At 70.8% G+C, this 11,248-nt stretch carries 9 protein-coding genes; 8 read left to right on the forward strand and 1 reads right to left on the reverse strand.

Going from position 1 to position 11,248, the window contains the following annotated elements:
- The first annotated feature begins 26 nt into the window (after positions 1–26).
- Complete coding sequence (locus tag A5705_RS24660; protein ID WP_003877537.1) at positions 27–620, forward strand: TetR/AcrR family transcriptional regulator; 594 nt, start codon at positions 27–29, stop codon at positions 618–620.
- On the opposite strand, the gene lysA is transcribed toward A5705_RS24660, so the two are convergent.
- The gene (gene lysA, locus A5705_RS24665) at positions 621–1,961 is read right to left on the reverse strand and encodes a diaminopimelate decarboxylase (RefSeq protein WP_068280561.1); all 1,341 of its coding nucleotides are present in this window, start codon (positions 1,959–1,961) and stop codon (positions 621–623) included.
- Between the two features lie 107 nt (positions 1,962–2,068).
- On the opposite strand from lysA, the gene mfd reads away from it, so the two are divergent.
- The 7 genes from mfd (at position 2,069) to A5705_RS24700 (ending at position 11,211) form a co-directional block, all read left to right on the forward strand.
- A complete protein-coding gene (mfd, locus tag A5705_RS24670; protein ID WP_068280564.1) occupies positions 2,069–5,734 on the forward strand; it encodes a transcription-repair coupling factor in 3,666 nt (1,221 codons plus the stop codon).
- Positions 5,731–6,789: a nucleoside triphosphate pyrophosphohydrolase gene (locus tag A5705_RS24675; protein WP_067877475.1), complete on the forward strand. Its 1,059-nt coding sequence runs from the start codon at positions 5,731–5,733 to the stop codon at positions 6,787–6,789. The genes mfd and A5705_RS24675 overlap by 4 nt, the downstream gene beginning before the upstream one ends.
- A gap of 290 nt (positions 6,790–7,079) precedes the next feature.
- Positions 7,080–7,805 (forward strand): lytic transglycosylase domain-containing protein, encoded by a 726-nt coding sequence (locus A5705_RS24680; protein WP_156738336.1) that lies wholly within the window; start codon positions 7,080–7,082, stop codon positions 7,803–7,805.
- Positions 7,806–7,849: 44 nt separating this feature from the next.
- The gene (gene eno / locus A5705_RS24685; protein ID WP_067877469.1) at positions 7,850–9,139 is read left to right on the forward strand and encodes a phosphopyruvate hydratase; all 1,290 of its coding nucleotides are present in this window, start codon (positions 7,850–7,852) and stop codon (positions 9,137–9,139) included.
- An 11-nt stretch (positions 9,140–9,150) separates the two neighbouring features.
- A complete protein-coding gene (locus tag A5705_RS24690) occupies positions 9,151–9,792 on the forward strand; it encodes a septum formation initiator family protein (protein ID WP_067877467.1) in 642 nt (213 codons plus the stop codon).
- Complete coding sequence (locus A5705_RS24695; RefSeq protein WP_068280567.1) at positions 9,785–10,273, forward strand: DUF501 domain-containing protein; 489 nt, start codon at positions 9,785–9,787, stop codon at positions 10,271–10,273. The genes A5705_RS24690 and A5705_RS24695 overlap by 8 nt, the downstream gene beginning before the upstream one ends.
- Positions 10,267–11,211, forward strand: a complete 945-nt coding sequence (locus A5705_RS24700; RefSeq protein ID WP_156763220.1) for a Ppx/GppA phosphatase family protein — start codon at positions 10,267–10,269, stop codon at positions 11,209–11,211. The genes A5705_RS24695 and A5705_RS24700 overlap by 7 nt, the downstream gene beginning before the upstream one ends.
- Positions 11,212–11,248 lie beyond the last annotated feature (37 nt).

The raw sequence follows: 11,248 nt of genomic DNA on the forward strand, positions 1-11,248 counted from the left end.
AAGAAGCCCGGGCCCCGCGCGCCCGGATGACCGGAAGCGAGCGGCGCCAGCAGCTCATCGGCATCGCCCGCTCGCTGTTCGCCGAGCGTGGCTACGAGGGCACCTCGATCGAAGAGATCGCGCTGCGGGCCAACGTGTCCAAACCCGTCGTGTACGAACACTTCGGCGGCAAGGAGGGCCTGTACGCCGTCGTCGTCGACCGGGAGATGTCGGCGTTGCTGGACGGCATCACGTCGTCGCTGACCAACAACCGGTCCCGGGTGCGGGTCGAGCGCGTCGCGCTGGCCCTGCTCACCTATGTCGAGGAGCGCACCGACGGGTTCCGGATCATGATTCGCGACTCGCCGGCGGCGATCAGCTCGGGCACCTACTCCAGCCTGCTCAACGACGCGGTGAGCCAGGTCAGCTCCATCCTGGCCGGCGACTTCGCCCGCCGGGGCCTGGATCCGGACCTGGCGCCGCTCTACGCGCAGGCGCTGGTGGGCTCGGTGTCGATGACGGCGCAGTGGTGGCTCGACACGCGTGAGCCCAAGAAGGAAGTGGTCGCCGCGCACCTGGTCAACCTGATGTGGAACGGCCTGACCCACCTGGAGGCCGACCCCCGGCTGCAGGACGAGTAGCTAACCGCAGTCGCGCGACAACATATCGGCGATCGTTTCGCGGCGGATCAGGGCGCGGGCCCGGCCGTCCTTCACCGCCACCACGGCCGGCCGCCCGACCATGTTGTAGTTCGACGCCATGCTGTGGTGATAGGCGCCGGTGCAGGCGACGGCCAACACGTCACCGGGGCGAAGGTCGGCGGGCAGCTCGATGTCGCGGGCGATCTCGTCGCCCGCCTCGCAGTGCCGGCCGACCACCGAGACGCGCTGCTTGATTCCCGTCGGGTGCCGGTTCGCCAGCGTGACGGTGTATTGCGCGCCGTATAAGGACACGCGCGGGTTGTCGCTCATTCCCCCGTCGACGGCGACGAAGGTGCGGCCGCCGGGCCGCGTCTTCACCGAGCACACCCGATACAGCGTCACACCCGCCCGGCCGCTGATGGCGCGTCCGGGTTCCACGACGATGGTCGGCCGCGGGAAATGCTCTGCGGCGCACGCCTCGTCCAGGGCGTCCTCGATGACGCGGGCCAGCTCGTCGACGTCGAGCTCCCGATCGCCGGGGAGATAGGGGATCGCGTGGCCGCCGCCGATGTTGAGTTCGGTCAGGATGACGCCGTGGCGGGCCCGGATGTCGGCCATGGCGGCGATCATCCGGCGGATCGCCACGCCGTAGAGGGCCGGGTCGGCGACCTGCGAGCCGATATGGCAGTGCAATCCCACCAGGTCGAGAATCGGGTGCGCCAGCACCCGGCGCACCGCGTCGGCCGCGTGGCCACCGGCGAGGCTGAAGCCGAATTTCTGGTCGCTGATGCCGGTGGTGACCGCGCGGTGCCCGTGAATGTCGATATCGGGGGTAACCCGGATCAGCACCGGCTGGCGGCGGGCCGCCACGCCCGCGAGGTAGGCGATCTCGATGAACGAATCGAGCACGATGCGCCCGATGCCCGCGACCGCCGCGTCGCGCAGCTCGTCGGGCGATTTCGCGTTGCCGTGCATGACAATCCGCGTCGGGGCCACCCCGCCGGCCAGGGCGATGGCCAGTTCGCCGCTCGAGCAGACGTCGATGCCGAGGCCCTCCTCACGCGCCCACCGCGCCACCGCGGTGGTCAGCAGCGACTTCCCGGCGTACACCACCCCGACACCGCGCAGCGCCTTGCGGTAGCGACGGGCGCGACCGCGGAAGTCGGCCTCGTCGACCACGTAGGCCGGGGTGCCGAACTCGTCGGCGACATCGACCAGCGGCACGCCACCCACGCAGAGGCGCCCCGCCTCGTCGGCGCGGGTGGTGACCGGCCAGATCGTGGAATCCAGCCGGCGGGATGCCACCCGACCGAGGGACGGCACGATGTCAAGCAGCGTCATGACTTCACAGTGCGTCCCGCCTGTGCTGAGAGCCGCTTTTCTTACGGTCCCTTGACGGCGCCGGGGCCGATCTTGACGGAGTTTGGCGCCCCTAGAATGGATTCATCATGACCGCACCGGGGGCTGCCCGCCCAGAAACCCCGATCGCGGGGCTCGTGGATCTGGCGCTGACCGCGCCGACCTTCCGGCAATTGATCGACACCGCGGGCACCCGACCCGCCGAATTGAGCCTGGTCGGACCGGCCAGCGCCCGGGTGCTCGTCGCCGGCGCGCTGGCGCGGGTCGGACCGTTGCTGGTGGTCACCGCGACCGGGCGCGAGGCCGACGACCTGACCGCCGAACTGCGCGGAGCGTTCGGGGGCGCGGTGGCGGCCTTCCCGTCCTGGGAAACCCTGCCGCACGAACGGCTTTCACCCGGCGTCGACACCGTCGGCAACCGCATGCTGGTGCTGCGCCGGCTGGCCCATCCCGACGACGCGCTGCTGGGCACGCCGCTGCAAGTCGTGGTCACGGCGGTGCGTTCGCTGTTGCAACCGATGACGCCGCGGCTGGGCGACGTGGAGCCGGTCACCCTGAGCGTCGGCCGGGAGATCGCCTTCGAGGACGTCATCGCCCGGCTGGTCGAGCTGGCCTACACCCGGGTGGACATGGTCGGCCGGCGCGGTGAGTTCGCCGTGCGCGGCGGGATCCTCGACGTCTTCCCGCCGACCGCCGAACACCCGGTGCGCGTCGAGTTCTGGGGCGACGAGGTCAGCGAGATGCGGATGTTCGCCGTCGCCGACCAGCGCTCCATTCCGGAGCTCGAGGTCGACACGGTGATCGCGGTGGCCTGCCGCGAACTGCTGCTCACCGACGACGTGCGCGAGCGGGCCGCCGCGCTGGGCGCCCGGCACTCCGGACCCGAGCCCGCCATCACCGGCAGCGTGTCCGACATGCTGGCCAAGCTGGGCGAGGGCATCGCGGTCGACGGCATGGAGGCGCTGCTGCCCGTGCTGCGGCCCGGCGAACACGTCCTGCTCACCGACCAGCTGGCCGCCGGCACGCCCGTGTTGCTGTGTGACCCGGAGAAGGTGCGCACCCGGGCCGCCGACCTGATCAAGACGGGCAGCGAGTTCCTCGAGGCGTCGTGGTCCGTCGCGGCGCTCGGCACGGATGCGCCCGTCGACGTCGCGCAGTTCGGCGGGTCGGGGTTCGCCGAACTCGACGACGTGCGCGCCGCCGCCGCCAGGTCCGGTCACCCGTGGTGGACCCTGAGCCAGCTCTCCGACGAGTCCGCGACCGAGCTCGATGTGCGGCCGTCGCCGTCGGCCCGCGGGCATCAGCACGACATCGACGGGATCTTCGCGATGCTGCGCGCGCACGTCAGCACCGGCGGGTACGCCGCCGTCGTCGCGCCGGGCACCGGGACCGCCCACCGCGTGGTCGAGCGGCTCGCCGAGTCCGACACCCCCGCCGGCATGCTGGACTGCGGCGCGGCACCGAAGGCTGGCGTCGTCGGTGTCCTCAAGGGCCCGCTGCACGACGGGGTCATCGTCGAGGGCGCCAACCTCGTCGTCATCACCGAGGCCGACCTCACCGGCAGCCGGGTCACCGCCGTCGAGGGCAAGCGGCTGGCGGCCAAGCGGCGCAACACCGTCGACCCGTTGGCGTTGACGGCGGGCGACCTCGTCGTCCACGACCAGCACGGCATCGGCCGATTCGTCGAGATGGTCGAGCGCACCGTCGGCGGGGCGCGGCGCGAATACCTGGTGCTGGAGTACGCCTCGTCAAAAGGCAGGGGTGGCGGCGCTAAAAACACAGACAAGCTCTACGTCCCGATGGACTCGCTGGACCAGCTGTCCCGCTACGTCGGCGGTCAGGCGCCGGCGCTGAGCCGGCTCGGTGGCAGCGACTGGGCCAACACCAAGACCAAGGCCCGCCGCGCGGTGCGCGAGATCGCCGGCGAGCTGGTGTCGCTGTACGCCAAACGGCAGGCCAGCCCCGGGCACGCGTTCGGGCCGGACACCCCGTGGCAGGCCGAGATGGAGGACGCGTTCGGGTTCACCGAGACCGTCGACCAGCTCACCGCGATCCAAGAGGTCAAGGCCGACATGGAAAAGCCGATCCCGATGGACCGGGTGATCTGCGGCGACGTCGGCTACGGCAAGACCGAGATCGCGGTGCGGGCGGCGTTCAAGGCGGTCCAGGACGGCAAGCAGGTCGCCGTGCTGGTGCCCACCACGCTGCTGGCCGACCAGCACCTGCAGACGTTCAGCGAGCGGATGGCCGACTTCCCGATCACCGTCAAGGGACTGTCCCGGTTCACCGACTCCGCGGAGTCGCGAGCCGTGATCGACGGCATGGCCGACGGGTCGGTCGACATCGTGATCGGCACCCATCGGCTGCTGCAGACCGGGGTGCGCTGGAAGGATCTGGGCCTGGTCGTCGTCGACGAGGAGCAGCGGTTCGGCGTCGAGCACAAGGAGCACATCAAGTCGCTGCGCACCCACGTCGACGTGCTGACCATGAGCGCCACCCCGATCCCGCGCACCTTGGAGATGAGCCTGGCGGGGATCCGCGAGATGTCGACCATCCTGACGCCGCCCGAGGAACGGTACCCGGTGCTGACCTACGTCGGCCCGCACGACGACAAGCAGGTCGCGGCCGCCCTTCGGCGCGAGCTGCTGCGCGACGGCCAGGCGTTCTACGTGCACAACCGGGTCAGCTCCATCGACCGGGCCGCGGCCCGGGTCCGCGAGCTGGTGCCCGAGGCGCGGGTGGTCGTCGCGCACGGGCAGATGCCCGAGGAGCGCCTGGAGCGCACCGTGCAGGGGTTCTGGAACCGCGAATACGACATCCTGGTGTGCACCACGATCGTGGAGACCGGGCTGGACATCTCCAACGCCAACACCCTGATCGTCGAGCGCGCCGACACCTTCGGCCTGTCCCAGCTGCACCAGCTGCGCGGCCGGGTCGGCCGCAGCCGCGAGCGCGGCTACGCCTACTTCCTCTACCCGCCGCACGCGCCGCTGACCGAGACGGCCTACGACCGGCTGGCGACCATCGCCCAGAACAACGAGCTGGGCGCGGGCATGGCGGTCGCGCTCAAGGACCTCGAGATCCGCGGCGCGGGCAACGTCTTGGGCGTCGAGCAGTCCGGGCACGTCGCCGGGGTCGGCTTCGACCTGTACGTGCGGCTGGTGGGCGAGGCCGTCGAGGCCTATCGCGCCGCCGCCGACGGCCAGACGGTCACCACGCCCGAGGAGCCCAAGGACGTGCGGATCGACCTGCCGGTCGACGCGCACCTGCCGCCGGACTACATCGCCAGCGACCGGCTGCGGCTGGAGGCCTACCGGCGCCTGGCCGCCGCCGGTGACGACGCTGCCGTCGGCGCCGTCGTTGAAGAGCTCGTCGACCGCTACGGCGCACTGCCCGAGCCCGCCGAGCGGCTGTTGGCCGTGGCCAGGTTGCGGCTGCTGTGCCGGGCCGCCGGCATCACCGAGGTGTCGGCCCCGTCGGCGACGACCGTGCGGCTGTCGCCGGTCACGCTGCCGGATTCGGCCCAGGTGCGGCTCAAGCGGATGTACCCCGCGGCGCACTATCGCGCCACGACGTCCACGGTCCAGGTGCCCATTCCGCGGGCCGGCGGGGTCGGCGCGCCGCGCCTGCGCGACGTCGAGCTGCTGCAGATGGTGGCCGACCTTGTCACGGCACTGCAGGGAAAACCACAGATAGAGGTTGGTATAACGGGGTCACAGCCGGCACCGATGTCCGGGGAGGAGCGGCGCGCATGATCGTCGTCTTGTTCGACCCCCGCCGCCCGTCGCTGGTGCCCGTCGAGGCCATCGAGCACCTCGCCGGCGAGGTGCAGTACACCGAGGAGATGCCGGTCGCGGTGCCCTGGTCGCTGCCCGCCGCGCGGCCGGTGCACTCCGGCGACCCCGACGCCCCGGCGCCGGTGCTGTTGTCCTCCGATCCGGACCACCCCGCAGTCGCCGCCCGGCTGGCGGCCGGGGCCCGGTTGATCTCGGCGCCCGACCGGCCGCGCGGCGAGCGACTGGTCGACGCCGTGGCGCTGATGGACAAGCTGCGCACCGCGGGGCCGTGGGAAAGCGAACAGACCCACGACTCGTTGCGCAGGTTCCTGCTCGAGGAGACCTACGAGCTGCTGGACGCCGTGCGCAGCGGCGACGCCGACCAGCTGCGCGAGGAACTGGGCGACGTGCTGCTGCAGGTCCTCTTCCACGCCCGCATCGCCGAGGACGCGCCGCAGTCCGCGTTCACCATCGACGACGTCGCGGCCACGTTGATGCGCAAGCTGGGCAATCGCGTACCCGGAGTCCTTGCCGGCCAATCGATTTCGCTTGAAGAGCAGCTGGCGCAGTGGGAGGAGGCCAAGGCCTCAGAAAGGGCGGCAAAGGCGCGAAACTCGGTGATGGACGACGTGCACACCGGCCAACCGGCACTGGCTTTGGCGCAGAAGGTGATTCAGCGCGCCGAGAAGGCGGGGCTGCCCGCCGACCTCATCCCCGTCGAGATGACCGCTATATCCGTATCCGCCGACGTCGACGCGGAAAGCGCGCTTCGCGCGGCGGTTTTGGAGTTCGTGGACACCGTCCGCGCCGTGGAGACGGCGATCGCGGCGACGCGCCGCGGCGACGACGTTCCCGTGGAGCTCGATGTGGCCCAGCTGGGCGAAATCGCCGAGGAGGAGTGGCGCGCGCACTGGCCTTCCGGCGAATCGACCGCCGAAGACGCGGCCGGGGAGCCGATGCCCGCGGAACAGCCGGGCGATGCCGGCGCCAAAGCGCCCGGCGGGGGCTCCAAGAAGCGCCGGGGCCGCAAATGACAGTTGCGCTACGGGGTCGGGCCGAGGCACCGGACAGCGATGCGCGCGTAATTTGCCGCTCTTCTCGTCGCTTACGGGTAATGTCGCGCATGAGGTGCGAATCCGGTCCGCGGCCATTGTTCGGAGTTTGCTAGCCACAGTTGCCGGCAGCTAACCGCCGAGAAGGTGCAATCGGGCGCGGTGACGGCGCGCTCGGAGCCGGAATCGACCGGGTAGCCCCGAATCCCGTGGGACGATGGTTCTGGCCGGAGTTCGTGTCGGGGAGTAGCAGGGGAGCGTAGCAGGGCATGGTGTCGCCGAGGCGATGGTTGCGGGCGGCCGCCGTGATCGGCGCGACCGCCATGCTTCTCGCGTCCAGCTGCACCTGGCAGCTCAGCCTGTTCATCCCCGAAGGCGTGCCACCGCCGGTCGGGGATCCGGTGCCGCCGGTGGACACGCACGTCAGCGGTCGGCCCGCGGATCAATTGCGCCAATGGGCCGAGCAGCGGTCGGCGGCATTGGAGATTCCGGTGATCGCGCTGGAGGCCTACGCGTACGCCGCCCGGGTCGCCGAGGTGGAAAACCCGAAGTGCCACATCGCGTGGACCACGCTGGCGGGCATCGGGCAGGTCGAAAGCCACCACGGCACGTACCGGGGCGCCACCCTGTCTCCTAACGGGGATGTGAGCCCGCCCATCCGCGGTGTGCGGCTGGACGGCAGCGGGGGCACCCTGCGCATCGTCGACACCGAGGAAGCCGACGGCGAGGCCGGCGTGGTGCGCGCGATGGGGCCGATGCAGTTCATTCCGGAGACCTGGCGGCTCTACGGGGTCGACGCTCACAACGACGGCCGCGTCAGCCCGGACAACATCGACGATGCGGCGCTGGCGGCGGCGGGCTACCTGTGTTGGCGCGGCAAGGACCTCGGGACCCCACGCGGGTGGATCACCGCGCTGCGGGCCTACAACAACTCCGGCGTCTACGCGCGGGCGGTGCGGGACTGGGCGACCGCCTACGCGGCGGGTCACCCGCTGTAGCAGGATGTATCGCTGACCCACGCTTACGACGCAAGGAGAACCCAGTGCCGATTATCGAGCAGGTCGGGGCCCGCGAGATCCTTGATTCCCGCGGTAACCCGACGGTCGAGGTCGAGATAGCCCTGATGGACGGGACGTTCGCCCGCGCCGCGGTGCCGTCCGGTGCGTCGACGGGCGAGCATGAGGCGGTCGAGTTGCGTGACGGCGGTGAGCGTTACGGCGGCAAGGGCGTGCAGAAGGCGGTGCAGGCCGTGCTCGACGAGATCGGTCCGGCGGTCATCGGGCTCAACGCCGACGACCAGCGGCTCGTGGACCAGGCGCTGGTGGACCTCGACGGCACCCCGGACAAGTCCCGGCTGGGCGGCAACGCGATCCTGGGTGTCTCACTCGCGGTGGCCAAGGCGGCCGCCGATTCCGCCGAGTTGCCGCTGTTCCGCTACATCGGCGGACCCAACGCGCACATCCTGCCCGTGCCGATGATGAACATCCTCAACGGCGGTGCCCACGCCGACACCGCCGTCGACATCCAGGAGTTCATGGTGGCGCCGATCGGCGCGCCCAGCTTCGCCGAGGCGTTGCGGTGGGGCGCCGAGGTGTACCACTCGCTCAAGTCGGTGCTGAAAAAGGAGGGCCTGTCCACCGGCCTGGGCGACGAGGGCGGGTTCGCCCCCGACGTGGCCGGCACCACCGCGGCGCTCGACCTGATCGGCCGGGCCGTCGAATCTGCGGGTTTCAAACTCGGCACCGACGTCGCGCTGGCCCTCGACGCGGCGGCCACCGAGTTCTACGCCGACGGCACCGGATACACCTTCGAGGGCTCGACCCGCACCGCCGAGCAGATGGCGGAGTTCTACGCCGGGCTGCTCGGCTCCTATCCGCTGGTATCGCTGGAAGACCCGCTGGCCGAGGATGATTGGGACGGCTGGGCCGCGCTGACGGCGTCGATCGGCGACCGCGTGCAGATCGTCGGCGACGACATCTTCGTCACCAATCCCGAGCGGCTGGAAGAAGGTGTCGAGAAGGGCGTCGCAAACGCGTTGCTGGTCAAGGTGAATCAGATCGGCACGCTGACCGAGACGCTCGACGCCGTCGCGCTGGCCCACCACAGCGGGTACCGCACGATGATGAGCCACCGCAGCGGCGAGACGGAGGACACCACGATCGCCGACCTGGCGGTGGCCGTCGGTTCCGGTCAGATCAAGACCGGCGCGCCCGCCCGCAGCGAGCGCGTGGCCAAATACAATCAGCTGTTGCGGATCGAGGAGGCCCTCGGCGACGCCGCGCGCTACGCCGGCGATCTGGCTTTCCCGCGGTTCGCGCTGGAGCAGAAATAGGTTGAAATAGGTTGACGCCCAAGCCCGATCCGAAGCGGCGCTCCCCGGCCTCGCGCCCGGGGAAGGCCGGTGACTCGGTTCGGCGCCGTCGCCCCGTCAAACCCTCGGCGCCACCGCAAAGCGCCAACCACGCCGGCCGCAACACCACGCGGTCGCTGCAGGAACGTGTCGTCGAGCCCATCAAGCGGCAGGTCGCCGAGTCCGTCGAACAGCGGTCCGATCAGCGGCTGGGATTCACCGCACGCCGGGCCGCGGTGCTGGCCGCGGTGATCTGCGTGCTGACCCTGACCATCGCCGGCCCGGTGCGGACCTACTTCGCGCAACGCACCGAGATGAATCAGCTGGCCGCGAGCGAGGCCGCGCTGCGCCGCCAGATCGCCGATTTGGAACAGAAGAAAGTGAAACTCGGTGACCCGGCCTACATCGCGGCGCAGGCCCGCGAGCGCCTGGGCTTCGTGATGCCCGGGGACATCCCGTTCCAGGTTCAGCTTCCGCCGACGGCGGCGGTACCCGCGCAGCCCGGAGCGGACACGGCGAAGCCGGCCAGCCACGACCCGTGGTACACCTCGCTGTGGCACACCATCGCCGACGCTCCGCACCTGCCGCCGACGCTTCCGCCGCCCCCGCCCAATCCCCCCACGCCCGGTGGTTGACCCTGCCGACCTGGATGCGGTGGCGCGTCAGCTCGGGCGCGAGCCGCGCGGGGTCCTTCAGGTCGCCTACCGGTGTCCCAACGGCGAACCGGGCGTGGTGAAGACGGCCCCGAAACTGCCTGACGGCACGCCCTTTCCGACGCTGTACTACCTGACGCATCCGGCGCTGACCGCGGCCGCGAGCAGGCTCGAGACGACGGGATTGATGCGCGAGATGACCGAGCGGTTGCGGGGGGATCCCGAACTGGCGGCGGCATACCGGCGAGCCCACGAGTCGTATCTGGCCGAACGCGACGCCATCGAATCGCTGGGCACCACGTTTTCCGCCGGGGGAATGCCGGATCGGGTCAAGTGCCTGCACGTGCTGATCGCGCACTCGCTGGCTAAGGGGCCCGGCGTGAATCCGCTCGGCGACGAGGCTTTGGCGATGCTGGCCGTCGAACCCGCGCTGGCCGGCGTGTTGGTGGCGGGGCAGTGGTGAGCCGGCTCGCCGCGATCGACTGCGGTACCAACTCGATCCGGTTGTTGATCGCCGATGTCGCTGATGGCCGGCTGCGCGACGTGCATCGCGAGACGCGGATCGTGCGGTTGGGGCAGGGCGTCGACGCGACGGGGGAATTCGCGCCGGACGCGATCGCCCGCACCCGGGCGGCGCTGGCCGATTACGCGTCGCTGCTGAAAACGCATGGCGCCGAACGGGTGCGGATGGTGGCGACCTCGGCGGCTCGCGACGTCGCGAATCGGGACGTGTTCTTCGCGATGACGGCCGAGGTGCTGGGCGCGGTGCTGCCCGGCGCGGTCGCCGAGGTGATCACCGGCGCCGAGGAGGCCGAGCTGTCCTTCCGCGGCGCCGTCGGCGAATTAAACAGCGCCGCAGCGCCATTCGTCGTCGTCGACCTCGGCGGCGGCTCCACCGAGATCGTGGTCGGGGCGGATGCGGCGGTGGCCGGCTACTCCGCCGACATCGGGTGTGTCCGGCTGACCGAGCGCTGCCTGCACTCGGATCCCCCGACGCGGGCGGAGGTGGCGGCGGCCCGTGCGGTGGTTCGCGAGCGGCTCGACGTCGCTTTCGGCGTGGTGCCCGTCGAGGGCGCGCGGACCTGGGTCGGGTTGGCCGGAACGATGACGACGCTGTCGGCGCTGGCCCAGAACATGACGACGTATGACTCCGCGGCCATTCACCTTTCGCGTGTCCCCGGCAGCGCTCTGCTGGCGGTGTGCGAGCGGCTGATCGGCATGAAGCGGGCGGAGCGCGCCGCGCTGGGACCGATGCACGAGGGCCGGGCCGATGTGATCGGGGGTGGGGCGATCGTCGTGGAGGAGTTGGCGCGCGAGCTGCGCGCCCGCGCCGGCGTCGCCGAGCTGATCGTCAGCGAACACGACATCCTGGACGGCATCGTGCTGTCGATCCCCGGCTGAGCGCGAACGTCGACTTGTTGCGCTGATTAGGCCAAAA

It is taken from the genome of Mycobacterium sp. E787 (assembly GCF_001668725.1).
GTDB lineage: Bacteria > Actinomycetota > Actinomycetes > Mycobacteriales > Mycobacteriaceae > Mycobacterium.